Here is a 26,816-nt window from a genome sequence, read left to right as displayed (position 1 = left end):
CTCAAGGGGCTCCGCCGCGCCGCGGCGGAGCCCCGGGGCGCGGCCGGCCGCGTTCCAGATACGGAGAACCGCACTGCCATGTCCACCAGCGTCCACCCCGCCCCCTCTCCGGCCCCGACCGCACCCCACATCCTGGACAACGCGGCCTGGGCCGCGCTGACCGGTCCGCACGCCCACCTCGCCGAGCGGGTCGGCCGGGCCGCCCGCTATCCGACGGACGTGTCCCCGTTCGCCGCTCTCGCCGACCCCGCCGATCCCCGTTCGTGGGACGACCTGGCCGAACTCGTCGGTCCGGGCGCGGTCACCCCGGTCACCGCGGTCCAGGTCGTCCCTGACGGCTGGACGACCGAACAGAGCGGCTACGGCGTCCAGATGATCGCCACCGCGCTGGACGCCGAGCCGGCGCCCGAAGCGGTACGGCTCGGTCTCGCCGACGTGCCCGAGATCCTCGATCTGATCGCCCTCACCCGGCCGGGCCCCTTCCTGCCCCGCACCGTCGAACTCGGCACCTACCTGGGCATCCGGGAGGGCGGCCGGCTGATCGCCCTGGCCGGCGAACGACTCCGCCCGCCGGGCTGGACCGAGATCAGCGCGGTGTGCACCCACCCCGACCACCGAGGCCGAGGCCTGGCCACACGACTGGTCCGCGCGGTCGCGGCTGGCATAACGGAACGCGGGGACATCCCCTTCCTCCACGCCGCCGCCGACAATACGAACGCGATCCGGCTCTACGAGTCGATCGGGTTCACCCCGCGCCGCCGCACCCGGTTCGTGCTCGTCCGCACCCCTGCTGGACAACAGGCTGTGCGAGCCGGGCAAGAAGGAGCCGGGCAGCAGGAAGAAAGGGCATAGCCGTGCGGTTGTCTCTGTTCGGGACCGCGTGGCGACCCGTCGGGGAGTCGCGAGGGCCGGGCGGACGACGGACCCCGGAGCGCCGGGCCGAAAGAGCGGAGGTGAGGCACATGCGTCCCGTGTCCCAACGCCGCGTGCCGAAGCCCCTCTCGCCCCGCCGCCTGAACCTGTACGGCCGACCGCACATCGATCTGGTGCGGGTCGCCGGCGCGCTCTGTCGCTCCTGACCTGTTGCCCTCGCAGCCGCGCCCGCTCGCCGGGGCGGGCTTTCTCGTACGGTCGATCAGGAAGGCACCTCCCGTGTCCTCGTCACCCACACCTCTGCACCTCGCCGTCGCCCTGGACGGCGCCGGATGGCACCCGGCCGCCTGGCGCGAGCCCGTGTCCCGCCCCCGCGAACTGCTGACCGCGGCCTACTGGACCGACCTGGTCACCGAGGCCGAGCACGGACTGCTCGACTTCGTCACCATCGAGGACGCGCTCGGCCTCCAGTCCTCGTCGCCCACCGAACCGGACGGCCGCACCGACCAGGTCCGCGGCCGCCTGGATGCCGTCCTCATCGCCGCGCGCATCGCGCCACGGACCCGCCACATAGGCGTGGTACCGACCGTGGTGGCGACACACACGGAGCCGTTCCACATCTCCAAGGCGATCGCCACCCTCGACTATGTGAGCACCGGCCGCGCGGGCCTGCGTGTACAGATCACGGCACGCCAGAACGAGGCCGCGCACTTCGGGCGCCGCACGTTCCCGCCGTTCCGCTTCGAGGACTACAACACTCCCGCGGCGCAAGAAGTCGTGGCCGATGTCTTCGACGAAGCCGCCGACTACGTCGAGGTCGTACGCCGGCTCTGGGACAGCTGGGAGGACGACGCGGAGATCCGGGACATCGCCACCGGCCGCTTCGTCGACCGCGACAAGCTGCACTACATCGACTTCGAGGGCAGGCACTTCAGCGTCAAGGGCCCCTCGATCACCCCCCGGCCGCCCCAGGGCCAGCCGGTCGTCACCGCCCTGGCTCACGCGGCGGTCCCGTACCGACTGGTGGCCAGGTCCGCCGACGTCGGCTACGTCACCCCGCACGACGCACGCCAGGCCCGTGCCGTCGTCGACGAGATCCGCGCCGAACAGAGCGCGGCCGGCCGGGCCGACGACACCGTGCACGTCTTCGGAGACCTCGTGGTCTTCCTGGACGACGACCCCCGGGCCGCCGAGGCCCGCCGGGAGCGACTGGACGCACTGGCGGGCCGGCCGTACACCAGCGACGCCCGCGTCTTCACCGGGACACCCTCCCAGCTCGCCGATCTCCTCCAGGAACTGGCCGCCGAGGGGCTCTCCGGCTTCCGCCTGCGACCGGCCGTCGTGGGACACGACCTCCCCGCGATCACCCGCGGCCTCGTGCCCGAACTCCAGCGCCGGGGCGTCTTCCGGCACGCCTACGAGGCCGACACCCTGCGTGGGCTGCTCGGCCTCACCCGTCCCGCGAACCGCTTCTCCCCCAAGCTCTCCGAGCAGGGGACAGCCCCAGCCACGACCGCCTGAGCCGGAAGGACCCCCGACCATGAGCAAGCCGCTCAAGCAGATCCACCTCGCGGCGCACTTCCCCGGCGTCAACAACACCACCGTGTGGAGCGACCCCGAGGCCGGCAGCCACATCGAGTTCAGCTCCTTCGCGCACTTCGCGCGGACCGCCGAGCGCGCCAAGTTCGACTTCCTGTTCCTCGCCGAAGGCCTGCGCCTGCGCGAACAGGGGGGAAAGATCTACGACTTGGACGTCGTGGGACGCCCGGACACCTTCACCGTCCTTGCCGCGCTGGCCGCCGTCACCGAGCACCTCGGCCTCACCGGCACCATCAACTCCACCTTCAACGAGCCCTACGAGGTGGCCCGCCAGTTCGCCAGCCTCGATCACCTCTCCGGCGGACGCGCCGCCTGGAACGTCGTCACCTCCTGGGACGCCTTCACCGGCGAGAACTTCCGCCGCGGCGGCTTCCTGCCCCAGGAAGAGCGCTACTCCCGGGCCAAGGAGTTCCTGACCACGGCGAACGAACTCTTCGACTCCTGGCGCGGGGACGAGATCGTGGCCGACCAGGAGACCGGCACCTTCCTGAACGACGCCAAGGCCGGAGCCTTCGTCCACCAGGGACAACACTTCGACATCGAGGGCCAGTTCAACGTCCCCCGTTCCCCGCAGGGCCGCCCGGTGATCTTCCAGGCCGGCGACTCCGAGGAAGGGCGCGAGTTCGCCGCCGCCGGTGCCGACGCCATCTTCAGCCGGTACGCCACCCTCAAGGAGGGCCAGGCCTTCTACGCGGACGTCAAGGGCCGCCTCGCCCGCTACGGCCGCCGCCACGACCAGCTGCTGATCCTGCCCGCCGCGACGTTCGTGCTCGGCGACACCGAAGCCGACGCCGAGGAGCGCGCCCGTGACGTGCGGCGCGCCCAGGTCAGCGGCGCCACCGCCATCAAGCACCTGGAGTTCGTCTGGAACCGCGACCTGTCCGCGTACGACCCGGACGGACCCCTGCCCGACATCGATCCGGACCTCGGCGAACACACCATCGCCCGCGGCCGCGCCCAGGTCCGGATGTACCGCGACCCGCTGGCCACCGCCCGCGCATGGCGGGAGCGGGCGGCCGCCAACAACTGGTCCATCCGCGACCTCGTCATCGAGACCGGCAACCGGCAGGCCTTCGTCGGCACTCCCGCCACCGTCGCCGAGACCATCGACGACTTCGTCCAGGCCGACGCCTCGGACGGCTTCATCCTCGTCCCGCACATCACACCGGGTGGCCTGGACGCCTTCGCGGACACCGTCGTCCCGCTCCTCCAGGAACGCGGCGTCTACCGCACCGACTACGAGGGCAGCACCCTGCGCGACCACCTCGGCCTGGCCCACCCCGACGCCGAGGCGGCGGCCGACCGGGTGGCGTCATGAAGTTCCTGGCGATCACCCTGATCGTGCACGCCCCCCACCCGGTCACCGGCATCCAGAAACCGACCAACGACCGCTTCCGCGAGGTGATCGACAACGCGCTGCTCGCCGAGGAACTGGGCTTCGACGGCTTCGGGGTGGGCGAGCGGCACGAGCGCCCGTTCATATCGTCCTCGCCACCCGTCGTCCTCAGTCACCTCGCGGCGCTCACCTCGCGCATCCGCCTGTTCACCGCCGTCACCACACTCAGCCTCCTCGACCCCGTACGCGCCTACGAGGACTACGCGACCCTGGACCATCTGTCCGCGGGACGGCTGGAGTTGATCGTGGGGAAGGGGAACGGCTCCGCGCAGCGGGACCTGTTCCAGGTCACCACCGAGGACCAGTGGGACCGCAACGCCGAGAGCTACGACGTGTTCCGCCGGATCTGGCGCCAGGACAAGGTGACCGCCGCGACCCGCTTCCGTCCGGAACTCAGCGACGCGGAGGTGTGGCCCCGGCCGCTCCAGCAACCCATCCGGATCTGGCACGGCAGTGCGACCAGCAAGGATTCGGTCGATCTCGCCGCCCGCCACGGCGACCCGCTCTTCTCCGCCAACGTCACCAACCCCATAGAGCCGTATGCCGAGTTGATCCGGCACTACCGTGAGCGCTGGGAGTACTACGGCCACGATCCTGCGGACATCGCGGTGGGCGCCGGGACGGCGGGCACGTACGTGGCCCGGACCACCCAAGAGGCGCTCACCGCCTACCGGCCGGTCTTCGAGGGAAACCTGGCGTTCCAGAAGCGACTCGGCCTCGAACCGGTGTTCAGCACGCTGGAGGACTTCGTGGAGCGCAGCTCGGCGCTGATCGGAAGTCCCGAGCAGATCATCGACAAGGTGCACCGCTATCACGAGCAGTTCGGGCACACCGTGCTCCATCTACAGGCCGACGCGGCAGGTTTGACAGAGCGTCAGCATCGCGACTCGCTCGAACTCTTCCAGTCCGCCGTCGCGCCGGTGCTGCGCCGCGAGATTCCCGACCCGCCGTTCGCGTGGGGGCCGGTCCTCGCACCGTCCACGCCGGCAGCCGCGCCCGTTCCCGCGCGCGTGCCCGAGTCCGCCGACCGCTGAGGAGCCTGCCGCCCATGTCCGACATCCCTCTCGGCGTTCTCGACCTGGTCCCGATCTCGTCCGGTTCCACCGCCGCCGAAGCGCTGCGCAACTCCATCGAGCTGGCCCGGCGGGCCGAGTGCCTCGGGTACGCCCGGTACTGGTTCGCCGAACACCATCTCAACCCGGGCGTGGCCGGAACCTCGCCCGCGGTACTCCTCGCCCTGACCGCCTCCGCGACCTCGACCATCCGGCTGGGCTCCGGAGCCGTACAACTCGGCCACCGCACCGCCCTGTCCACGGTCGAGGAGTTCGGCCTGATCGACGCGCTGCACCCAGGGCGCCTCGACCTGGGCCTCGGACGCTCCGGCGGCCGACCGTCCGGCAGGCCCTCCGCCCCGCTGTCGACCATGACCCCCGTCATCGACGGCCGCGCCCCGAACGGCCTCCGCATTCCGCCCCGGTTCTCCTTCGAACACCTTCTCGGCTCACCACGGGTCGCCCTGCAACGCACCCTCCTCCAGCAGCCGAACGCCGAGTCGCAGGACTACGGCGAGCAGATCGACGACATCCTCGCCCTGCTCGCGGGCACCTACCGTTCCGCCGACGGCATCGGGGCGCGGGCCGTCCCGGGCGAGGGCGCTGACCTGGAACTCTGGATCCTGGGCAGCAGCGGCGGACAGAGCGCGGAGGTCGCCGGCCGCGGCGGACTCCGGTTCGCGGCGAACTACCACGTCAGTCCGGCCACGGTCCTGGAGGCGGTGGACGGGTACCGCGCCGCCTTCCAGCCCTCCGACGTCCTCGACAAGCCGTACGTCAGCGTGTCCGCCGACGTCGTGGTCGCCGAGGACGACGAGACCGCCCGCGAACTCGCGAAGGGATACGGCCTCTGGGTCCGCAGCATCCGTACGGCCGAGGGGGCCATCGAATTCCCCGCTCCGGACGAGGCACGCGCCCACGCCTGGTCGGACGCCGACCGGACTCTGGTCCAGGACCGCCTCGACACGCAGTTCGTCGGTTCCCCGGGACGGGTGGCCGACCACTTGGCGCAGCTCCAGGAGGCCACCGGGGCGGACGAGTTGCTGATCACGACGATCACCCACAGACACGCGGACCGGGTGCGGTCGTACGAGCTGCTGGCTGAGGAATGGCGTAGGCGTTGAGCGGGAGTGGGAGCCGGAGCCGGAGCGAATGCGGGTGTCCGCGGCGACGTGTTCGGGCTGCTCCCGGGCGTCCGGCACCCGGCAGGTGACGGAACACATCTTTCCCGGAACCCCGTGGCCTTCCGGAACCCGGTGGCCTTCCGGAACCCGGTGGCCTTCCGGAACCCGGTGGCCCTGCGGAACCCGGTGAGCCCCCGGCATCGACCGGTCGGGCGGCGGAACCCCGCCGCCCGACCGGCGGCGCGGTCAGTGCTGCCCGGGGCGCAACGCCGTCCGGCCCGCCTTCCACGAGTTCGCGCTGAGGCCGAGCAGGGCCAGGGCATACCGCACGACGCTGCCCGGTTCTTCCCCGCCTTCTCCGCTCTCGCGCCGCGGGCACCCGGACCGCGCTCCCCGCGTGAGCGATGAGTTCGGCCGGAGGAACAGGTCTGTACTGGTATGACGCACATCATCGCTGACATCTCGGTCTCCCTGGACGGCTTCGTCACCGGGCCGGACCCGGGCGCGGACAACGGTCTGGGCACCGGCGGCGAGGCCCTGCACACCTGGGCGTTCTCCGACGACCCCGACGACCGCCGGGTCCTGCGCGAGGGGACGGTCCGCTCGGGGGCCGTCGTCCTCGGCCGCAGGCTCTTCGACCTGGTCGACGGACCGAACGGCTGGGACGACCAGGTCGGCTACGGCGCCCGCGAGGTCGGCAAGCCCGCGTTCGTCGTCGTGACGAGCGCGCCGCCGAAGTCGGTGCGGCTCGACGCCCTCGACTGGACGTTCGTCACCACCGGCCTCTCCGACGCCGTCACCACCGCGCGTGAGCGTGCCGAGGCGGCGTCGTCGGACAGCGGCAACGACCTCGACGTCGTCCTCATGGGCGGCGGCGCCACGATCGGCTCGGCGTTCGACGCCGGTCTGGTCGACGTACTGTCTCTGCATCTCGCACCCGTCGTGCTGGGCGCCGGAACACCCCTGTTCACCGGCGGACCACCGCGCACCCTGGTGCAGCGGAGCGTGACGTCGACATCGACCGCGACACACCTGACGTACGACGTTCTCTGACGACGTCGTGGTGGAACCGCGCATCGGATGATCAGCGCATGTGATGGGGCAGAACCGTCCGCTCCCAAAACGTGGCGCTCTGTGAGCGTGAGTCCGTACGCGGTGAGGCAGGATCCCGTCATGACGACCACTGATCCTGGCTTGCTGACTGCACTGGACACGTTGACGTCGGCCGCGGAGGCCGCACCGCCCGGGACGGTGGCCGTATGGGCGGACATCTGGGCTGTCGCCGTCCGGGGGCTCGAGGCGGCGCTGGACGCGGATGTCCGGGCGTTCGCCGCCGGCGGTATGGAGCTTTCCCGGCTCCCCGCGGCTGATCAGTTCATCGAGACAGCGAGGGCTCAGGCTTCGGTGCTCGCCGACCTGGCCAGCCTGGCGACGGAGGAGGAGATCGAGGGAACGTGGGGTGTCCGCGTTCCCGCCGTGCCGGCGGTCCCCGGAGGCGTGGCGGATTCCGGGGACGGGCAGCTCCACTGCGTGTTCCACCTCTTCCAGGCCGCTGAAGCCGTCCTCACCGACGATCACGGCGCTCCGGCCACCCGAGGGGAGCTGGTCGCCGACGGCACCCACTATCTGGACCTTGCCCGCCATTACCTCGAACTGATGGCAGCCAGGACCGCGTGAGCCCGGCGTGAGCCAGGATTCCCGCGCCGAGGCCTGACAGGACGGTCGGGCGCACGGGTCCTTGCTACCCGCGCACCCTGTCGATCGGCCCACCCAGCACCTCCGGGTCGGGGTGGGCGCCCGTCCGGAACGGGCGGCTGTCCACGGCCGGGCGAGAGCAGTCCCGAAACCTCGGAGGTGGTCTGCGAGGACGACGGGCACGAGGACAGCGCTGACCAGCGAGCGCCGAGCGACCAAGTCCTCGATGAGCAGAGAGGACACGACAAGTGGTGATCTTCCCCACCCCCGTCCTCGGGCCCCAGCGTGCAGGCGGCCGGCACTGATCCATCGTGCCTGGGACGGTGCCTCAGCTCAGGTCTGCGGTGGTGTCTGATCCTGAGCTGACACCGCATAGCCGGGTACAGAGGGCCATCGAACCGTCAGCACCACTGATTCCTCCTCCGCCAACCAGGAGTGATCGACTCCGTGCCCCCATACGACGTAGTCACCCTGTTGTTCCAGAAGGACGCTGCGTCCAGGGAGTTCGACGCGAAATCGCCCACTGATGAGTACGAGGAGGGCTGTGCGTTCCTCACCCTTCACCCATTGCTGCCGCTCGTCGCCGGGAGGGTGGACACCCCACTTGATCTCCACAGCCTCGCAGTGACGCGGATCCGCAACGTCCTTGAAGTGCCCCAGGAGCCAGCCCCGGTCCAATGCCGCATCTTTGCCTGCGTTGCCAACATACACGGTCTTGTTCACGCGGCAGGAGGCTAGCAGTTGCCGTCATGCGCATCACGAGCCTGCCTGCCCCACGACCAACGAACGAGTCGAAGCGCGGCATTCCATACACACGGTTGCCAAACGCAATCACTGACGGCACAAGGGATGGGAGCGAGGGACGGTGGTGGCTTGAGCAAGATGGTTTGCGGCGCGGTGAATTCGGCTCTGGGACGCGCGTGCCGCCCGGCGTGCAGCAGCCCGCTGCCCGGGAACACGGCTTCCAGGGACAGCAGCCGGTGAAAGGCCGCTGCTGTTCAGTCCAGCCGGGGCGGTTCAGCCCAGCCCCGGCAGGCTCCGCAGCTCGCTGATCCTCAGGAGTCGTGCGAGCACCACGAAGAGAAGGAGCATCGTGACGCCTCCGGCGGCCAGGCCGAGAGCGGGTGCCCATGTGGTCGATGTGACGGTGGTGGCGCAGGTGCGGGCTACGAACCAGCCCAGCGTTCCGGCCGCGAGCGCGGAGGCTGTCAGCTTGCCGTAGGTGCGGCACAGCCTCTTGCCGTCCAGTCGGCCTTCGAGGCGTCGTCGCAGCAGCAGCGCGGTGATGAGCAGGCCGATGGCGTAGGAGGCGGCATAGGCTCCGGCCAGGCCGGTGACGGCCCATCGCGGTGGCATCAGAAGGTGGCAGACGGTGGCCAGGGCTATGTCGGCCGTGCTGATCCATACGGCCATCCAGAACGGGGTTCTGGTGTCCTCGAAGGCGTAGAAGCCTCGTAGCAGCATGTACTGCGCGGAGAACGGGATCAGGCCGAGTCCGAAGGCCTGGAGCATCTGGCCGAGCGGGACGATCGAATCCTGATCCGCTGCGCCGTGGGCGAAGACCACCTGCGCCACCTGCGGGCCGAGGGCGACGAAGAAGAAGGCGGCGGGAACGATGACGACGCCGCTGATCCGCAGGGCCTGGGAGAGGTCGGCTCGCATGTCGTCCAGGCGGTGTTCGGCGACGGCCCGGCTCATCCGCGGCAGCAGGGCCGTGACCAGCGAGACGGTGATGACCGACTGCGGCAGCGACCAGATGGTCTGCGCGTAGGTATAGGCGGAGAAGCCCACACCGCCGCTGGGCAGTGCCGTGTCCGCAGCGTAGGCGTAGCGGGTCACGACCGTACCGGCCACGAGGTTGGTGAGGACGAACAGCAGGGTCCAGCGGGCTGCGCTGACGCTCTTGCCCAGGCCGGTGCCGCGCCAGTCGAAGCGTGGGCGGAAGCGGAAGCCGGCGGCCCGGGCGAAGGGGATCAGGGCCAGTGCCTGCATCGCCAGGGCGAGTGTGGTGACCGCTCCGAGCAGTGTGACCTGGGTCCGCGTGATGTCCTGGACCGTGTCCGGGACGGTCATCATGCCGAGGTATACGCCGAACATGGATGTCAGGACGATGTTGTTGAGGACGGGGGTCCACATCATGGCGCCGAACTTGTTCCGGGCGTTGAGCACTTGTCCCAGGATGCTGAACAGTCCGTAGAAGAAGATCTGCGGGAGCAGGAACCGGGCGAAGACCACCGTCAGTTGGAATGCCTCGTGGTTGGCCGGTGAGTCGCTCTGGTAGAGGCTGATGATCTGCGGTGCCGCCCACACGGCCAGCAGCGTGCCGACTCCCAGCACGGACATCGTGAGGGTGACCAGGCGCTGTTCGAAGGCGCGTCCGCCGTCCGCCTGCTCAAGTCTGGCTCTCACCAATTGCGGTACCAGTACGGAGTTCAGTGCGCCGCCGATCAGCAGGAAGTACAGGCTCGCGGGCACCACGTTGGCCTGGTTGTATGTCGTGGCAAGCAGCCCTGTCCCAAGTGCCCCGGCTTGCAGGACTGTTCGGATCAGTCCTGTGGCCCGGGACATCACCGTTCCCGCGGCCATCAGCATGGACGAGCGCATCAGGCCGCCCTCCGCCGCATCCGGCTTCGCGGCGGCGCGCCGCCCTCGCTTCCGCTTCCCCCGTGACCGCGTTTCCGCCGCGGCCCGCGTGCCCTCCACCATGTGCCTAATCTACGGCGTTGTGATCATCGTCCGTCCGCCATCAGCGGTTGGCACCGAACCGGGCCGGAAAACGCGGGGTCCCGCCCCAGCCTGAGGTGGTGGCGGGGCCGATGGAACTCGGTTGGGGCGATCGGCGAAGAAGAGGCGAACCACCTGAACGAGCCCAAGCCTTCGAGGCATTCAGTCGAGCGAAAGGAGCCCCGATGACCGTCAGACCGGACGCCGAGCCCGCCGGGGAGGATCGCGGGGGGAGCGACGCCCGAATGATCGAGCGGTCCCGGGACGAGCCTGAGCTGTTCGCCGCCCTCTTCGACCGGCACGCCGACGCCGTCCACCGATACACGGCACGGCGACTGGGCGCTGAGGTGGCAGAGGATCTGACGGCGGAGACGTTCACCACCGCCTTCCAGCAGCGTCACCGCTACGACCTCGCCCGGGACGATGCCCGCCCCTGGTTGTTGGGGATAGCGACGAACCTCATCAGTCGGCACCGAAGAGCCGAGGCGCGCCGCTTCAGAGCACTCGCCCGGCTGCCGGAGCCGGTCCAGGACGAGGAGCCGGTCGCAGACCGGGCGGTCGCCAGAGCCGGCGCCGCAGGGGTGCGCCGGGAGTTGGCGGCCGCACTGTCCGGGCTTTCCGCCCGGCACCGAGACGTCATTCTGCTGGTGGCGTGGGGCGGTCTCGACTACGAGCAAGCGGCCCAGGCGTTGGGCGTGCCCATCGGCACGGTCAGGTCACGGCTGAACCGGGCCCGAAGCAGACTGCGCGAAGCGCTGGGTGGCACCGATCCGACGGCTTTCCGGGAGGTAGAGGCTCATGCATGACACGCCAGAACTCGACCAGCTACGGGACTGGGACGCAGGAGCGTCTCCCCTCGATGAGATCACGCGTCATCGGATGCGCGCCCGCCTGGTCTCCGCCCTCCATGGCTCTGCCCCGGCCGTTCGACGCCGGCGTCCCTCGGTCCGCATCGCTCTGACCGGGGCGGTGGCCACCGCCGTCGTCGCCACGACCCTGGTCGTGCTCCGCGACGACACCGGCGCCGGAGCACCGGCGCCCGGGTCCTCGAGCAGTTCCCCGGCCTTGCGCAACGTGAGTGCCCAGACCGTGCTGCGGGGAGCCGCGGCGTTCTCTCGTGAGCGCGAGACGACGATCGCGCCACGCGACGACCAGTTCATCTACACCAGGACGATCACCAAGGACATCGAGCGCAAGACAGGGACGACGAGGACTTTCGTCGACGAGGACTGGCGGTCCGTGGACGGCTCGAAGCCGTCATGGGTCATGGAGGTCGGCAAGGGCTGGTGGGCGAAGCCGCGCAAGACGCAGCCGGGTGATCAGGCGCGGATCACGATGTGGCCCCCCCAGGACTGGGCCTCGCTCAAGAGTCTGTCGACCGATCCCCGCAAGCTCGTCCTTCAGCTGAGCGCCGGCGATCCCACACATCCGGGACGCGCGCTCGACTCACGCCAGGTGCGCGACCTCGAGGCCGATGAGTGGCCCTTCATCGAGAGGCGACTCGTCTCGCTGCTCATGCTGGTGTCGGTGACGCCGAAGGGTCTGCGGGCCGCGGCGTTCGAGGCGTTGGCCCTGGTGCCGGGAGTGAAGGTGTTGCCGAACCAGAAGGACGCCGCGGGCCGCCCCGGAATCGCGATCCAATACCTCAATCCGACCTCGCTCAAGGCCCAGCGCTCCATGGTTCTCGGCGGCTCGTCCTTCGTCCTCATCTTCGCTCCGAAGACGTACGAGTTCCTGGGGTACCGGGCCCCCTATCCCAAGGGCGACAAATTCTACGATCGGTTCACGTACCTCGACACCTGGGCCGTGACCGACCGGGCGAAGCAACGCCCCTGAGACGCCATTTCGCCTGGCGTGATCTTGCGGCGGTCTGGGGGGACTTCCCGTGCTACCTCCGGCGCCACATTGCCGACCAGGGCGGATCGTGGAGGTCGCCCGCCCCATCGTGAGGCGGGACGACACCGCCGTGGTGGACTTCGTCATCGACATGGAGGACTCAGCAGGACGGGTGGCGTCCGGGGATCGCCACGGGGGAGCGTTGCTTGCGGATCACGGAGCCCGCGCAAGAAACCTGTTTGGCGGCGCACGGCGACCACTGCTACGTTGCCGGAAGCCGTGCGAGAGAACGAGGAGGTGGTACCCGTGAACGCAGTTTCGACATGGGTGCTCCCCTCCGGGGTCACGGTCGGACGATAGGTCGTCCGGGAGCGCCGTTCCAGAGCCCTCCCGAAAGGCACGACCATGCACTTCACTTCCGAACAGCGCCTCGACGACGGCGTCCTCGAACGCGAGTTCACCCTCGGTGAGATCCCCGGCACCCTGTGGACGCCCGAATCCGCCGTACCGGCCCCGCTGATCCTGATGGCGCACAACAACGGCCTGCCCAAGGCGGAACCCCGGCTGGTGGCCCGGGCCCGGTACACCGCGGCGCGCGGCTACGCGGTGGCCACCATCGACGCCGCCGGGTGCGGTGACCGGCCCCGTTCCGCCGCCGACGAGCAGGCCCGCGCCGACCTCCGCCGGGCGATGCAGGCCGGCGAGCCGGTCGATGAGATCTTCGAGTCCTTCATCGGCCCGCTGGTCGAGAACGCGGTCCCGGAATGGCGGACCACCCTGGACGCCCTCCTTGAGTTGCCCGAGATCGGCGGCCCGGTCGGGTACTCCGGAGGCTGGACCGCCCTCGGCATTCGGCTGGCGGCGATCGAGCCGCGCATCGCCGCCGCCGGATTCTTCGCCGGGGGTTACGTGCCCCGCGCCCTACGCGAGGAGGCCCGGCAGGTCACCATTCCGCTGCTGTTCCTGCTGCAGTGGGACGACGAAGGCAACCCCCGGCAGCGGGCCCTGGACCTGTTCGACGCCTTCGGCAGCAAGGAGAAGACGCTGCACGCCAATCTGGGCGGGCACACCGGAACCCCGTGGTTCGAGCTCGAGGACGGGTGCCGGTTCCTGGACCGGCACCTGAAGTGAGGCCGGGCCGTCTGGCGGGCAGCAGACGGTAGGCGGTGTCGGCAAGGATGCCGCTCATCGAGGACAGGTCCCGGCCCTCCTCGATGAGCGGTGCCCGGCAGACGCCCGATCGCCCCGATCGCGGCGGTACCGGCCATCGGCGGTACCGCCGGTCGGGGCGGCGCAAGGCGTGAGCATGTGCCATCGAAGGGTGAATCGCTGAGCGCGGACAAGCCCGCGGCCGTCTCGGTCACCCGAGGTAGTTCGCGCGGCCCTCGTCGTCGAGTTCGAAGGCGCCTTCGGGGATGATGCAGAACTCATTGCCCTCGGGGTCCGCCATCACCAGGAACCCCCCGTCCTCGTACTGCTCCTGTCTGCGTCCGCCGAGCGTCTCCACCCGCTGCTGCTCGGCGGCGGGGTTGGGCGAGGTGATGTCGAAGTGCATACGGTTCTTGCCCGACTTGGGTTCGTCGGTCTGCTGGAAGCCCAGGCCGAGGCCGTTTTCTCGCCGAAGCCATACATACGGGCCCATGCGGCCCACGACCGGCCTGCCGAGCAACTCGGACCAGAACGCAGCGAGCCGCTCGGGGTCGTTGGCATCGACGATGAGGGCATTGACCTGCATGGGGGAGTCCGTCATGCCCCCGATCCTCTCAGGGGCGCAAGGCCGCTCAGAGAGCCAGGCGGGCCGCGAGGCCGTCGAGCACGCAGTCAAGGCCGAACGCGAACTCGACGTCGGGGTCGAGTTCCTCGGCTTCGAGGACGCGGCGGGCGAGCATCGGGTGTTCGCCCGCCGCGAGGACCTCGCTGATGTAGGGGCCGACGCTGCGCTGCCACTCCTCCTCGCTGAGCCCGGTGCGCTGCTCCGCGCGTCGAAGGGCCTGCTGGGAGGCGACCGAACCCAGCACGTACGCGTGCACGGTGACGAGAGCCTGCGAGGCCAGAGTGATGTCGGGCGTGAGCGCGACGGCGGCGCTCAGTGCGGCCTCGGAACGCCGCAACGAATTGGGGCCGAGCGCGGGCCTCCCGGCCAGTTCACCCGCCAACCAAGGATGCCGCAGCAGCGTCGCACGCAACGCGTGCGCGACCGCCCCCAGACCGGCTCGCCAGTCCTCGGCGGACTCGGGCAGCGGATCCTCGCCCTGTGCCGCGTCGACCATCAGGTCCACCAGCTCGTCGCGGTTGGTGATGTACCGGTAGAGCGAGGCAGTCCCGGAACCGAGATCACCCGCGACCCGCCGCATCGACACCGCCGCCAACCCCTCCGCGTCCGCGACGGCCAGCGCGGCGGCCACGTACTGGTCCACCCCGGGCGCGCGTCGACGCGGCTCGGGTCGCGGCCGGGTCCACACCGACGAGGGAACGGGTTCGGTCATCGGGCGGTTCCTTTCCTCGTTGACCCGCATCCTACCTTCTGGCTACGGTGTAGCCATGACGGAGACGATGTATCCAGAGGTGCCGGTGCCGGTGCTCGTGGTCGGAGGCGGCAGCGTCGGCCTGCTCACCGCGGCGCTGCTCGCCCATCACGGCGTCCCCGCCGTACTCGTCGAACGCCGGGCCGGGCCGTCGGTGCACCCACGTGCCACCGGTATCGGACCGCGCACCGTCGAGGTCCTCCGCGAACTCGGGCTCGACACGGCCGTCGACGCCGTCGCGGTCGACCTCCGGGGCGGCGCGGGCAAGGCGGTGGCGCGGACCGTCGTCGAGATGGGCGCGGGCGACGTCGTGACCGTGCCCATGCCGACCCCGTCCGCCGACGAACTGGACGTGACGCCGTTCAGGCTGCGCGGCGTCTGCGCCCAGGACCGGCTCGACGCCGTCGTGGCAGCCGACCTGGCACGCCGCGGAGCGGACCTGCGCTGGTCGACCCGCCTGGTCGGCATCGCGCAGGACGCCGACGGGGTCGACGTCGAACTGGAGGGTCCCGACGGCCGCTACACGCTGCGGTGCACGCGCGTGGTCGCCGCCGACGGCACGCACAGCGCCGTGCGGACCGCGCTCGGCGTGGGCACCTCCGGGCCGGGCGACCTGGGCAAGTCGATGATCAACATCCTGTTCCGCGCCGACCTCCGACCGCACCTGCGGGGAATGTCCTTCGCCACCTGCACGATCACCACACCGGAGGCGCCCGGACTGCTGGCCACCGTGGACGGCCAAACCGACTGGGTCTTCCATGTCGCCTGTGACGTCGACGGCGGCGAACGCCCCGAGGACTTCACGCACGAGCGTTGCGCCGCGGTCGTCCGGCTGGCGGTCGGCGATCCCGACCTCGACGTCGAGGTGCGCAGCGTGCTCTCGTGGCGTCCCCGGAGCGCAGCGGCCGAAAGTTTTGCCGTCGGCCGCGTGTTCCTCGTGGGCGACGCCGCGCACACCGTGTCCCCCCTGGGCGCGTTCGGCCTCAACACCGGGGTCGCCGACGCGCACAACCTGGCGTGGAAGCTCGCCGCCGTCCACCACGGCGAGGCCGGTGCCGGGCTGCTCGACACCTACGCGCACGAACGTGAACCGGTCGCCGCGGCGACGCTGGACCAGGCGATGCGCAGGCTCGCCGACCCGGCGCTGCACTGGGGACGCGGACCCGAGGCCGACGCTGCCAGGGCGGCGGCGGGGGTGTGGGCGGCGCCGGTCGTGCACCTCGGCCAGAGGTACGACTCGGCCGCCGTTGTCGACGCGCGGCCGGAACTCCCGTCCACGGTGGACCTGGTCCTGGACGGGTCGCCGGGGTCACGGGTGCCCCACGCGTGGATCGACGGAGTTTCCACGCTCGACCTGGTGGCGTCGCGGTGGACCCTGCTGGTGGGCGTCGCCGGCGAGTGCTGGCTCACCGCCGCGGCGGACGTCGGACTCCGCGCGCATCGCGTCGCGGTCCCGTGGCTCCCCGACGAAGGGGCCCTGCTCGTCCGCCCGGACGGGATCGTCGCGCTGCGCACCACGGTGTCGGCGACGGATCCGTCGCGGTTCCTCACCGAGGTCTTGGACCAGGTGCTGGCCAGGCCGGTCCCGGCGCCGAGCACCTGAACGGGGCGGTTCGACGAAGGCGCAAACGCACCGTGGGGTCGCGACCTCGCGGGAACGTGCCCGTGGGGTCGCAACCTGTCACGACAAGAAGGCCTACGCCCTTTGCCTGGCACAGTGACGGTCGCCTCTGTCCGCCTGCGGCTCCGTACGCGATGAGCTGCCCGCTCAGAGCGCGGAAGCGCCCTGGTAGTGATTCCGGAACTCGCTGAGAACGTGCTCGTCAGCGGTCCTGATGTCCCAGGACGAGCTGTCCACTTCGGTCAGGACGACCGCCAGCACGTCCCCGGCGAACCCGCAGGCCTCGGCGTCGATCAGTTGGACTCCAGGGGTTGTCAGGGAGAGCAGCGTCAGGGTGTCCATACCGTCGCCCGCGGACCGGCGCTCCAACTCCGCGGTGAGGTCCCACTTCTCGTCGCACTCGACACGCCACCGCAGCCGCAGGCCGAAGCTGCCAAGGCGAACCAGCAGTTCAGCCAGCGTCACATAGTGAGGTCCCTGCCAGGCAGGAAAGGTGAGTCCTTTCATCCCGGCTTCTGCTTCGGCTGTGTACCTCGACAAGTGATCCCCCTCGTTCGACATCGAACACTAGGCCGCCGGCCCCGGACACCTCCGTCGGACAGGCCCTGGTGCGCAGGTCGGGGCGGAGCGTCAGGCAGCCCGGCCCCTGGCAGAGCGTCACCGGGGCCGGGCTACGGCTGAGAACCCTGGACCGGGCAGCGGAGGTCAGGCCCTCAGCCTTCGCGTGCCGGGTTCGGTCCCAGCACGCGTCTTTCAGGGAAACGACGTCCGCCGTCGGCAGGCACGCCACGGGTCGGGGGCCTGCGGCACGCTGCCGGTCCGGAGCGCGTACTGATCTGGTGACCGGGCGGCCCGGCCGCGTGGGGCATGGGTGGCGCTGGGCCGCCCCAACGCCAACAGCCTTCCTGCTGTGCTCGCGGGGGCGTCTGCCGTTCCGGCTCGGTCTGTTCCTGGACTGGTCGTCGCCGCAGGGCTGATGCGTTACAGCGGGCCCGCCTGCCAATACCGTCTCCGTGAACTCCAGCACTGGCTACGCCATAATCCCCAACCACCCTTGCTCTGACGACCTGGTGCACGTTGCCCTGGCTCGGCGCCGGCAACTCGTCGGCGGAACGGTGGGAGTTGGGGCGCCGGGGGAGGAGCGGCGCAGGGAACGGTAGTTGGCCCGTGAGCGTTTGGTCGGCCCCGCTGTGTGGTGTTGTTGGCCCCCGACAGCGGAAGGGACCGACGGTGTCGGGTGTCAGTGGCCCCGCGTACGGTCTGCGCATGGATGATCAGCTGAACCCCACTCCCTCGGTCCACGACTTCGTGACGTGGGAGCCCCTGTTGCGGCTCCTGCGGGCGGAACATACGGAGCGCCTCGCCGGTCCGGATGGTCGCGTGGTGGGTCGTATCGGCCAGGGGGGATGGAGCGTGCCCCTGGAGCGACGGTTGCCGCCGCTGGGCCGAGCCGCCCAACTGGACGACATGCGGGACGAGTACGACGCCGTGGAGCGGGTGCGCGGTGCTCTGGTGAAGGACGGCATCGAGGCCGTTTCGTTCGCGGTGGGGATCGAGCCGACCGGGAGGACCCTGCTTCACCTGCTCAAGCCCAGTCCAGCCGTGGAGTCCGGCATCGGTCCGCATCCGGGGGCGCTTGTCCTGGTCGAGGACTCGCTTCCCGAGCCCTGGCATCGCCTTCCCGATCCGGCGCCCGGGGTGGTGCCGGCGCCGTCTGCGGACCCGGCGGTGCTTGAGCAGACGCTCCGCGAACGGCTGCCCGACGCCGTCGGCGCCACGGAAGCCGAGATCGTCGCGGCGGAGTCGCGCCTGGGCATAGCCCTGCCCGACGAGCTCAAAGCGCTCTACCGGGTGACACGGGCGGATTGGGAGGACTGGCGCGGCGACTACGAGGTGGCGCAGCGCCATTCCGAGGCGGTCCGCTGCGAACTCTTCGGCCTGAAGGACGTGTATGTCGCCGAGGCGGCGACGCGCTACTGCCCCTGGCAGTTCGCGGCGATGGAAGCGGTCGACATGCGGCCGGACGCCGTCGTGCAGGGGCTGGTCGGCTCACCGGGCTGGATCGTCTTCGGCGACAACGGCGGCGGCGACCGGCTGGCCGTCGACCTGACGCCGGGCCCCCGCGGACACACCGGGCAGGTCATCATCCTCTCCCACGAGGAGAACGTCGGCGCCGCGCTCGTCGCCGACTCCCTCACCGACTTGATGCTGGACCGGCCCGGCGCGGAAGCCGGTAGCCAGCAGGTTCAGCGGCACCCGGCCGTGGCGTGGGTCAACACATCGAGCTTGCGGAGCATCGAGGAGGCCGTCCACCCCGGCCTGGAAGTTCTGTCCATCGGCGTGTGGGACGGTCCGGCGCTCAGCCTCGCGCCGCTGGTGGGGCTGCCGCGGCTGCGGACCCTCACCGCTTACCCCGGCACTCTCGCCGACGTACGGCAGATCGCCGAGCTGTCCGGGCTGGAATACCTGGAACTCGGGCCGCAGGACTGGCGCGTCCTCCTCGATGCCGAAGCCGTCCCGCGCAGCCTGTCGGCGGCCGGGCTCGAGGTACGCCACGACGAGGACCCCCTGGCGGTCGCGGACCTCGCCAACGAACTCCTCGCGCTCCGGGACCGGCCCCCGATCATCCGGACCGTCGTCGAAGGCGACCTCGGTCCCGTGGCGTAGGCGGCGAGGTCGCGCGGGTGACGCCGTCCAGGCCGGGGCCGCGAGGCCGCCCAGCACCCGCCGAACGTGTCGCACCAGAAGGCCCGGTGGGACATCCACCTCCAGAACGTGCTGGTGCGCCGGGCATACCAGCACTCCCCAGTTCACCGGGAGGCAGTCCCGTAGTCGAATAGACGAGGTTCATGCCGTTGTTGTCGGACGTCAGCCATAGGCTGTTGTCGGAAAACAAGGGGAGACGATGACTGACGACCGCAAGGCAATCGTTCCGGTGTGGACGCTGGCGACCGGTGATGTCCGGGTGCCCGCATTGGCCGGAGACGAGCCGATGACGGCTGAGCGCTTGGCTGAACTGCGCAGCGCGCTGGCCTGCCTGGCCGACGAGCCGATTGCCACGCTTGAGATACATCCGCTGCCCGACAAGCTCGACCGCGGCCGAGGTATCCCGCTCGATGCCGCGAGTCCTTTGGCGCAGCACCTGTCGCAGCTCATCACGCAATCGGCGCGAAGCTCCTCTGTGGCGGCCACGGCCACCGCTGCCGGCGAAGGCCTGTATCGCATGGTGGTTCCGGCGAAGGTTGCCGCGCAGCTCGGTCAGGGAATCGTTCGCCCGATGGCGTCGAAGGCGGCGGCCGGTGGCATCCACAGTGCACTCGTGAACTCGACGGGCATCGCCGCCCAGGCGACGTTCGTGCCGGTCGGTAAAGCGGCGGCAGCAGGCGCAGTCGGTGGAGCCGGTGCAACAGCCGGCGTCGCGGTCGCCGGCAGCGCGGCACTCACCGTGGCCGCGCCGCTCGTGCTCATGGCCGTGGCGGTGGGGGTGAGCGCGCATGCCGACCACAAGCGTCAGCAGGCTGTCGAGCACATCACGGAACTGCTGGAGCAACTGCTTGATGAGAAGCTCGATGACGAGCGCAGCGAACTCGACGGCTGCCGCGATGCCATCGACAAGGCCACCGCTATTCTGCTCGACCAGGGCAAGCTCGGTGTCTCGCTGGGACTGGACTCGGCAGTGCATGCCATCAGCAAGGCGCTGGCCGCCGCTGACCGCCGCCTTGTCCAGTGGCAGAGCGCACTCGACAAGCTGCCCGACGGCAAGGCCGTCGAGATCGGCACGCTGACCAAGTCGTTCCCCGGCGTCGACGACCACGGCGGCACGTTCCGCACCCACCTCGAACTCGCTGCCTTGGCCCTTGCGCTGAAGCGGCGGGTGATCGTTCTGCAGGCCGTCGAGCATGCCCAGAGCGACTCTGGCAACGTGTTCGAGAACTTCGTCCGCGCACTCAAGGCCGACCAGCAGCGCCTCGACGACATGGAGTCGGGCATCGCCGGTGTCCTGGAACGCCTGTCGGCGCTGGAGTTGGCGCGCCCGCAGGGTTTGCGGCCCGTCTTCACGACCGGTGAGGTCGATCGCCTGATGCGCGCGGCGAACCGGATTCACAAGCTGGGCGACGGCGTCGTGGTCAACAGCCGCACGACAGACGTGGCGATCGAGATGGCCCGCGACAAGGACGGCTCGGTGATCGTGTTCCCTGCGCTGCCCGCGTAGGCGCGGGGGCGCTCGCACTCCCTTGGTGAGTGGTGCGGGGTCGCCCGAACGTCGAACGCGCACACGAAGCTCCTGGCGGACACGGGTGATCTTGGCCGAGAACCCGTCCACCAGGAGCATCGTCGTGTGCAGGACTGTCCAACTCGCGGTCAGCGCCGTCGGCTTGGGAAGGGCTCAGCAGACAGCCGGGCCCGGCAGTGATCAGTCGGCAATGCAGCCGCCCGTCGTCGGACCGCCCGCCGGGAGCGTCACATCTGCGGATCGGGCTTCAGCAGTGCGAACGCCGCGCCGAAGGGGTCCGCGATCCAGGCGATCCGGCCGACCTCCGGGATGTCCGCCGCCGCCATGAGCACCGACCCGCCGTTGGACTGTGCCGCCGTAACCGTGGCGTCGACGTCCTCGGAGTGGAAGTACGGCACCCACCGGGGCTGCTCGACCCCGCCGCCGGCGCCCTCGCCGATCGGCGCGACCCCGCCGAAGGAGGCGTCCTGCTGGTCGCCGTCCTTGGTGCTCAGCACCCGGTACGTCATGCCGGGCGCCTGCATCTCCTGGCTGCGCCAGCCGAAGAGGCTCTGGTAGAAGCTGATGTCCGCGACGGGGTCGGGGACGTGCAGCTCCGCCCAGAGCAATGTGTTCGGGGCGGAGGCGATGTCCAGCCCGGCGGTCTTGCCGGGCTGCCAGAGCGCGAACTCGGCCCCCTGCGGGTCGGTGGCCTGTGCCAGCCAGCCCTCGCCCATGACGTCGGTGGGTTCCATCCGGACGGTGCCGCCGGCGGCCGTGACGGCAGAGACGGTGGCCTGGATGTCGTCGGCCTTGAAGTGGATCATCCAGGCGGAGCTCGCCCCGTCCTCGGTGAGCGGCCCGAGGGCGGCGACGGTCTTCCCGTCGACCTGGAAGAACCCGTACCCGCCCGCCTCGGGTCCGGCGGAGACGAATCGCCAGCCGAAGACGGCGCCGTAGAACGCGGCGGCCGCCTCGGTGTCGGGGCTGCCGAGGTCGAGCCAGTTGGGCGATCCGGTACTGAAGTCTGTACCGAGCATGAGGAGTCCTCCAGGACGTCGGTCGATCGGGCCGGGGGCAACGATGCCGACCCTGCCGGGAGCGGGCCGCCTGTGACCACCGGCGAGCCACCGGCTTCACTCATGCGGAGTAATCCGCGCGCTGGGTGGGGGCCGAGGGGACGCCCCCCTTCCGATCGCCTGGCTGGCCGGCTGGCTGTCGTCAGCGGCGGACCCGGGCCGGAACGGCGGTCACGTGGGCTCTCCGGGCGACGCGTAGTGACGCAAGTAGTCCCGCAACCGGGGCTCGAGCCCGGACCGGTCGTTCCCGTGCAGGGCATGCCAGAGACGGTTCTCGACCCAGAACCGATGGGCGAACTCCTCGAACGAAGGTGCACACCAGAGGATTGCCGCCCTTTGCTCCTCCGGATCGTCGAGATCGGTCTGCGTCTCCTCTCCGTCGCGCCGTGCCGCGTATTCGTGTTCGTAGTCGAGAGAGGAGTGCACCACGAATGCCTCTCCCGAAGGGCGCAGATAGAGGTACCAGATGACGCAGTCCTGTTGATCCCGCAGGAACCGCACGAGGAAGGACCCGGGCTCGACCGGGGAGGGCAGGGGTTCTGAGATGTCGGTCCAGCAAGAGGTCACCGAGACCTCGTCCAGTGAGTACTGGAGCTTGGAGTCGGTGTGGAAGGTGACGAAGTCCTGCGGCAGCGTCACGCCCTCGGCCGCCAGGACTTTGGCCAACCGGTCGAGTTTCGCGCTCTGTTCGGGAAGGGGCTCGCCGGTGCCGCCGAGCCATGGAAACGCGCCGGCGAACTGTGTGGAGTCGATCGGCGGCAGACTCTCGTACGGGTAGTACTCGTAAGTGTAGCGGCAGGCCCGGTATTCACCCAGGTCGGTCGCGCACCAGGCCGAGTCGAAGCCGACCGAGGACACGTCGGACCCTGATCGTTCAGCAGGCATCGGACCCCCATTGATCATCATGAGCTGAGTTGTTGGCGGCAGCATGCCACCGCCCACTGACAACCCACCCCCACTGACAACCCACCCCCAAGGCCGTTGCCTGAGGGCAGGTCCGTGCTGCGGCGATGTTGCCGGCCGAGCTCAGCCGGTGGACGCGAGCGCGGTCGTACGGCCTCCCAGCGCGGCGGAGAAGTGGTCCGTCACCTGCTCCAGGGCCTGGGCCGCGGCGGGTGCGATGGCCGGTGTGCCGTCGTCGCCGAGGGTGACATCCTTGTCGAGCGTGAACCAGCCGGGCACGATGTGCGACGCGCCCATGGAGCTCAGCACCGGACGCAACGCGTAGTCGATCGCGAGGACATGGGCCGTGCTGCCGCCCGTGGCGAGGGGCAGGACGGTCTTGCCGGCCAAGGCGTACTGCGGGAGCAGGTCGAGGAGCGACTTCAGCAGACCGGAGTAGGCCGCCTTGTACACGGGCGTGCCGATCACCACTCCGTCCGCCCGCTCGAACAGGGCCGTGGCCTCGACGATCGCCGGATGCCGGAAGTCGGCTCCGAGCAGCGCGTGGGCGGGGAGTGTACGGACCTCAAGCGGCGTCACCTCGTGGCCCTGGCGGCGTAGCCGGTCGTCCAGGTGGCGCAGGAGTCGTGTGGTGCGGGAGGTGGGGGAGGGGCTTCCGGAGACGGACACGATCGTGGCCATGGCGAACCTTCCGGGTCGAGACGCGGATGCGTGAAGTGGGCGGCTGGCGAAGGGAGAAGGGGAGGGCGAGCCGGTCGGCCCGGCGTCGTCGGCGGACGTCCGTGGGAGTTTCGCGGGAGGACCGGGCGACAGGTTGTCACCAGGCGCTGGACCGCACGGTGATCAGGGGCCGCAAGGTGTTGCGGAGTGTCTCGAGGAACGTGACGACCTCGGCCGCCACCGAGCGGTGCTGGAGGTCGTTGAGGACGTCGTGATGGGCGCCGTGGACGGCCGAAAGCCGGGCCAGGGGTGCCGACTTGGCCAGGCGGGCGAGCGCCTCGTGGTCGGCCAGCGGGTCGGAGTCGCCGACGAGCAGCAGCGTGGGCGGCAGGGCTTCGCCATGGTGGGCCGCGTCCAGGACGGCGTCCGGAACGGCGTCGTTGAGCGACCCGCGCCGCACCTGCGGATCCTGGGTGAGGATGCCTCGGTGGGCGGGGCACGAGGTGCGGATGTCGAGCTCGTGGTCCCAGGTGTCGGCGACGGCGCCGATCGAGGAGGACGGGCCGGGGAGGCCCGCGAGGACCAGGGCGTCGGGCTGCCGGCCTGCCGGGGTCTCCGTCCGGCCGAGCAGCGCGGCGAGCGAGGCGGCCCCCGAGTCCGCTCCGACGAGGACGAGCGGTCGCACGACACCGTCCTCGGACGCGGTGCCCTCGACCGCGGTGGCGAGTTCGGCGGCGAGGCCGGTCAGGGACGCGGCCGGGTCCTCGGCGTCGAGCGCCGGAGCGTCGATCACCCGGACGCGGTACGCGTCGGCGGCGAGTCGTCTGCCGAGACGCGCGTAGGTCGCCCGGGTCTCGCCGCGGCCCGGAACCACGAGGATCGTGCCGCGGATTCGGAGGCCTTCGGGCCCGTGATGGTCGCTGTACTGGGTCATCTCATACTCCTGCGGACGCGGGCCTGACGGATGCGGGCCTGCCGGATGCGGGGCTGGCGGGTGCGGGCTCGACGGATACGGGGCCGGCGGGGGCCGGTTCGGCCGTGTGCGCCGGCTTCCAGCCCAGGGCGGGTGCCACCTCGGTCGCGATGAGCTCGAGGGCACGGACGGCGGCGTCGTGGTCGGGGACGGCGGGGTTGAACTGGGTGATCAGGTCGGTCGCGACGGGCAGAACCTGCTCCTGTCGCAGGGCCTCGACGATCTCGTCGGGATGGCCGTAGAAGGTGTGGAAGCGGCGCAGCGCCTCGTCCGCGCCGAGGCCCTGGGGGAAGGCGCCGCTCTCCGCCATGCGCAGAGCCGCCCGGTGCACGTCGTCGCCGATCGTGCGGAGCGCCGTACGCCGGTCGTTGGCCGGGAAGACGAAGCGGGACAGGCCGATGCGCGGGCGGTGCGGCCGGTCCCAGGCCGCGAGGAAGGCGTCGGCCCAGGGGCGCTGCACCTCGTCGGTGGGGGCGTCGAATCCGTAGGCTGCCCGGTTGAGCAGCAGGTTCGATCCGCGGCTTGCGGCGTACGCGGCTCCCTGTGCGCTGAACACGCCCTGCCAGACGCGGCGGTCGAAGTCGCCGGGCCGAGGCTGGATACGGAAGTCGGGTGTGCCCACGTCACCCTGGGCCAGGGCCTGGCGCAGGACGTGGAGGTTCTCGCTGGTCAGCTCGCGCTTGCGGGCGGCGTCCTTGCCGAAGGCGGCGTACTCCAGGCCGCTCGATCCGCTGCCCACGCCGATCTCGACGCGGCCGCCGCTGAGGGTGTCGACGGTGGCGATGTCCTCGGCGAGACGGACCGGGTCCTCCAGCGGAAGGACGGTGACGGCGGTGCCCAGCCGGATGCGGGTGGTCCGGGCCGCGGCGTGGGCGAGGAAGGTCCAGGGCGAGGACAGACCGCCGCCCCCGAGGGCGACGTGGTGCTGGGCGACCCAGCCGACGTCGAAGCCGAGTTCGTCCGCCACGACGAACAGTTCCTGCGCGTTGCGGTAGGTGCGGGCGATGTCCTGGTCGCGTCCCTGGACATGGGTGAGGAAGCCGAGCCTGAAGCGTGGTCGTTCGCTCGTCATGGGGTGGTGGCCTTTCGGGGTCGGGCCCGCCGCGCCGGCCGGCGTCGGGGTGAGCCGGCCGGGCCGCGGTGGCCGCAGGGGCGAAGGCGTGCTCGACCGGTCGGTCGTGGCGGGATCCTCAGTCGTTCACGAGCTGGGGCTCGCGGGCGTGGCGGTTGGCCGGGACGGGCAGGCCGAGGTTGCCGCGCAGGGTGTCGGCCGCGTACTCGGTGCGGAACAGCCCGCGCTTCTGGAGGATCGGGACGACGCCGTCGACGAAGAGGTTCAGTTCGTCCTCGGTGCGGAAGGCGAGGTTGATGCCGTCGAAGGTACCGGCGTCGAACCACTTCTCGATGGTGTCGGCGACGGTCTCCGGTGCCCCGACGAAGGGCGAGCTGCGGAACTGATTGACGGACTCGGCCACTTGGCGCAGAGTCAGGTTCTCCGTCCGGGCCCGCTCGATGAGATGCGCCGCGCCGGTGCGGCCGCCCTTCTCCGCGAGGTGCGCGACGTCGGGGAACGGCGCGTCCAGGTCGTGCACGCTGAAGTCGTAGGCGCCGAAGGAGCGGCCGAGCAGGGCGAGATTGCGGCCGAAGTCGTTGTCCTCCTCGAAGATCTCCCGCTCGCGGCGCCTGGCGGCCTCGTCGGTGGCGGCGACGACCGGGCCCCCGTGGATGAAGATCTTGATGTGCTCGGGGTCGCGGCCGTAGGAGGCGGTGCGCTTCTTGATGTCGGCGTAGTACTCCTGGGCCTGCTGGAGGCTGCCGCCCGGCGCGTAGATGCCCTCGGCGACCTGTGCGGCGAGGTCGCGGCCCTCCTCGGATACCCCGGCCTGGAAGATGACCGGCTGGCCCTGCGGGGAGCGGGAGAGGTTGAGCGGGCCCGCCACCTTGAAGTGCTCGCCCGCGTGGTCGAGAGCGTGCAGCTTGGCCGGGTCGAGGAAGACGCCCCGGTCCACGTCGGCCGGGAAGGCGTCGTCCTCGTAGGAGTCCCACAGGCCGCGGGCGACCTGGACGAACTCCAGGGCGCGGCCGTAGCGGGTGGTGTAGTCGAGGTGTTCGTCGAGTCCGAAGTTCCTGGACGTGCCGGTGTCGAAGCTGGTGACGACGTTCCAGCCGGCCCGGCCGCCGCTGATGTGGTCGAGGGAGGCGAAGCGGCGGGCCAGGTTGAACGGCGAGTTGTACGTAGAGCTCGCCGTGCCGACCAGGCCGAGGTGCCGGGTGTGGGTGGCGACCGCGGACAACAGGGTCAGCGGTTCGAGGCGGTTGAGGTAGTGCGCCGGGTAGGTGTCGTTGATGAACTGGCTGTCGACGATGAACAGCGCGTCGAAGAGGGCGTGTTCGGCGGCCTTCGCCAGCCGGATGTAGTAGTCGATGTCGATGCTGGCGTTCTTCGCGACGCGCGGGTCCTTCCACAGCCCGTGCTGGCCGGGACCGCCGACGCCGTAGGGGTGCAGGGCGAGATGGATCGTGCGGGGCATGGCTTTGCTTCC

General features: G+C 70.4%; 25 protein-coding genes. 14 read left to right on the top strand and 11 right to left on the bottom strand.

Annotated features, from left to right (window positions below; genetic code table 11):
* Positions 1 to 78 precede the first annotated feature (78 nt).
* From OG788_RS04040 to OG788_RS04005, 8 genes are all read left to right on the top strand, one after another.
* The gene (locus tag OG788_RS04040; RefSeq protein WP_406369125.1) at positions 79 to 852 is read left to right on the top strand and encodes a GNAT family N-acetyltransferase; all 774 of its coding nucleotides are present in this window, start codon (positions 79 to 81) and stop codon (positions 850 to 852) included.
* A gap of 110 nt (positions 853 to 962) precedes the next feature.
* Positions 963 to 1,079: a putative leader peptide gene (locus tag OG788_RS04035; RefSeq protein ID WP_351556486.1), complete on the top strand. Its 117-nt coding sequence runs from the start codon at positions 963 to 965 to the stop codon at positions 1,077 to 1,079.
* A gap of 73 nt (positions 1,080 to 1,152) precedes the next feature.
* Positions 1,153 to 2,394 carry an LLM class flavin-dependent oxidoreductase gene (locus OG788_RS04030; RefSeq protein WP_406369124.1) on the top strand — a complete coding sequence of 414 codons (1,242 nt, stop codon included), beginning with the start codon at positions 1,153 to 1,155 and terminating at the stop codon, positions 2,392 to 2,394.
* A gap of 19 nt (positions 2,395 to 2,413) precedes the next feature.
* Positions 2,414 to 3,790 (top strand): NtaA/DmoA family FMN-dependent monooxygenase, encoded by a 1,377-nt coding sequence (locus OG788_RS04025; RefSeq protein WP_406369123.1) that lies wholly within the window; start codon positions 2,414 to 2,416, stop codon positions 3,788 to 3,790.
* Positions 3,787 to 4,902, top strand: a complete 1,116-nt coding sequence (locus OG788_RS04020) for an LLM class flavin-dependent oxidoreductase (protein WP_406369122.1) — start codon at positions 3,787 to 3,789, stop codon at positions 4,900 to 4,902. Before OG788_RS04025 ends, OG788_RS04020 begins: the two co-directional genes overlap by 4 nt.
* A 14-nt stretch (positions 4,903 to 4,916) precedes the next feature.
* Complete coding sequence (locus OG788_RS04015) at positions 4,917 to 6,044, top strand: LLM class flavin-dependent oxidoreductase (RefSeq protein ID WP_406369121.1); 1,128 nt, start codon at positions 4,917 to 4,919, stop codon at positions 6,042 to 6,044.
* A 438-nt stretch (positions 6,045 to 6,482) separates the two neighbouring features.
* On the top strand, positions 6,483 to 7,097 hold the full coding sequence (locus OG788_RS04010; protein ID WP_406369120.1) for a dihydrofolate reductase family protein: 615 nt from the start codon (positions 6,483 to 6,485) through the stop codon (positions 7,095 to 7,097).
* 120 nt (positions 7,098 to 7,217) lie between these two features.
* Positions 7,218 to 7,721, top strand: a complete 504-nt coding sequence (locus tag OG788_RS04005) for a hypothetical protein (RefSeq protein ID WP_351553161.1) — start codon at positions 7,218 to 7,220, stop codon at positions 7,719 to 7,721.
* 351 nt (positions 7,722 to 8,072) lie between these two features.
* Here OG788_RS04005 and OG788_RS04000 read toward each other — a convergent pair whose 3' ends face one another.
* Positions 8,073 to 8,462: a signal peptidase I gene (locus OG788_RS04000; RefSeq protein WP_351553170.1), complete on the bottom strand. Its 390-nt coding sequence runs from the start codon at positions 8,460 to 8,462 to the stop codon at positions 8,073 to 8,075.
* Positions 8,463 to 8,756: 294 nt separating this feature from the next.
* Positions 8,757 to 10,445, bottom strand: a complete 1,689-nt coding sequence (murJ, locus tag OG788_RS03995; RefSeq protein WP_406369119.1) for a murein biosynthesis integral membrane protein MurJ — start codon at positions 10,443 to 10,445, stop codon at positions 8,757 to 8,759.
* A gap of 203 nt (positions 10,446 to 10,648) precedes the next feature.
* On the opposite strand from murJ, the gene OG788_RS03990 reads away from it, so the two are divergent.
* The 3 genes from OG788_RS03990 (at position 10,649) to OG788_RS03980 (ending at position 13,430) form a co-directional block, all read left to right on the top strand.
* Complete coding sequence (locus tag OG788_RS03990) at positions 10,649 to 11,269, top strand: RNA polymerase sigma factor (protein WP_406369118.1); 621 nt, start codon at positions 10,649 to 10,651, stop codon at positions 11,267 to 11,269.
* A complete protein-coding gene (locus OG788_RS03985) occupies positions 11,262 to 12,299 on the top strand; it encodes a CU044_5270 family protein (RefSeq protein WP_406369117.1) in 1,038 nt (345 codons plus the stop codon). Before OG788_RS03990 ends, OG788_RS03985 begins: the two co-directional genes overlap by 8 nt.
* 405 nt (positions 12,300 to 12,704) lie before the next feature.
* Entirely contained in the window at positions 12,705 to 13,430 is a 726-nt protein-coding gene (locus tag OG788_RS03980) for a dienelactone hydrolase family protein (protein ID WP_406369116.1), read from the top strand.
* Positions 13,431 to 13,659: 229 nt separating this feature from the next.
* Here the strand turns inward: OG788_RS03980 and OG788_RS03975 are convergent, their stop codons facing one another.
* Positions 13,660 to 14,049, bottom strand: a complete 390-nt coding sequence (locus OG788_RS03975) for a VOC family protein (protein WP_406369115.1) — start codon at positions 14,047 to 14,049, stop codon at positions 13,660 to 13,662.
* Between the two features lie 31 nt (positions 14,050 to 14,080).
* On the bottom strand, positions 14,081 to 14,785 hold the full coding sequence (locus OG788_RS03970; RefSeq protein WP_406369114.1) for a TetR/AcrR family transcriptional regulator C-terminal domain-containing protein: 705 nt from the start codon (positions 14,783 to 14,785) through the stop codon (positions 14,081 to 14,083).
* A 55-nt stretch (positions 14,786 to 14,840) separates the two neighbouring features.
* Here OG788_RS03970 and OG788_RS03965 point away from each other — a divergent pair, with 55 nt between their 5' ends.
* On the top strand, positions 14,841 to 16,427 hold the full coding sequence (locus OG788_RS03965) for an FAD-dependent monooxygenase (RefSeq protein ID WP_406369113.1): 1,587 nt from the start codon (positions 14,841 to 14,843) through the stop codon (positions 16,425 to 16,427).
* Positions 16,428 to 16,592: 165 nt separating this feature from the next.
* Here the strand turns inward: OG788_RS03965 and OG788_RS03960 are convergent, their stop codons facing one another.
* Positions 16,593 to 16,952, bottom strand: coding sequence for a hypothetical protein (locus tag OG788_RS03960; RefSeq protein WP_406369112.1), 360 nt, complete (start codon positions 16,950 to 16,952; stop codon positions 16,593 to 16,595).
* 759 nt (positions 16,953 to 17,711) lie between these two features.
* Between OG788_RS03960 and OG788_RS03955 the strand changes: the two genes are divergently transcribed.
* Entirely contained in the window at positions 17,712 to 19,112 is a 1,401-nt protein-coding gene (locus tag OG788_RS03955) for an SMI1/KNR4 family protein (RefSeq protein WP_406369111.1), read from the top strand.
* Between the two features lie 238 nt (positions 19,113 to 19,350).
* Positions 19,351 to 20,658, top strand: a complete 1,308-nt coding sequence (locus tag OG788_RS03950; protein WP_406369110.1) for a hypothetical protein — start codon at positions 19,351 to 19,353, stop codon at positions 20,656 to 20,658.
* 248 nt (positions 20,659 to 20,906) lie between these two features.
* On the opposite strand, the gene OG788_RS03945 is transcribed toward OG788_RS03950, so the two are convergent.
* From OG788_RS03945 to OG788_RS03920, 6 genes are all read right to left on the bottom strand, one after another.
* The gene (locus OG788_RS03945) at positions 20,907 to 21,698 is read right to left on the bottom strand and encodes a VOC family protein (RefSeq protein ID WP_406369109.1); all 792 of its coding nucleotides are present in this window, start codon (positions 21,696 to 21,698) and stop codon (positions 20,907 to 20,909) included.
* A 210-nt stretch (positions 21,699 to 21,908) separates the two neighbouring features.
* Positions 21,909 to 22,622: a hypothetical protein gene (locus OG788_RS03940; RefSeq protein WP_406369108.1), complete on the bottom strand. Its 714-nt coding sequence runs from the start codon at positions 22,620 to 22,622 to the stop codon at positions 21,909 to 21,911.
* Positions 22,623 to 22,763: 141 nt separating this feature from the next.
* Positions 22,764 to 23,321 (bottom strand): NADPH-dependent FMN reductase, encoded by a 558-nt coding sequence (ssuE, locus tag OG788_RS03935; RefSeq protein ID WP_356752998.1) that lies wholly within the window; start codon positions 23,319 to 23,321, stop codon positions 22,764 to 22,766.
* Positions 23,322 to 23,457: 136 nt separating this feature from the next.
* A complete protein-coding gene (locus tag OG788_RS03930) occupies positions 23,458 to 24,234 on the bottom strand; it encodes an alpha/beta hydrolase (protein WP_406369107.1) in 777 nt (258 codons plus the stop codon).
* Between the two features lies 1 nt (position 24,235).
* Positions 24,236 to 25,345: an LLM class flavin-dependent oxidoreductase gene (locus OG788_RS03925; protein ID WP_406369106.1), complete on the bottom strand. Its 1,110-nt coding sequence runs from the start codon at positions 25,343 to 25,345 to the stop codon at positions 24,236 to 24,238.
* Positions 25,346 to 25,463: 118 nt separating this feature from the next.
* Positions 25,464 to 26,804, bottom strand: coding sequence for an LLM class flavin-dependent oxidoreductase (locus OG788_RS03920; protein ID WP_406369105.1), 1,341 nt, complete (start codon positions 26,802 to 26,804; stop codon positions 25,464 to 25,466).
* Positions 26,805 to 26,816 lie beyond the last annotated feature (12 nt).

Origin of the sequence: Streptomyces sp. NBC_00647 (genome assembly GCF_045207245.1) — a bacterium.
GTDB lineage: Bacteria > Actinomycetota > Actinomycetes > Streptomycetales > Streptomycetaceae > Streptomyces.
This window is presented reverse-complemented; position numbering and strand designations above follow the sequence as displayed.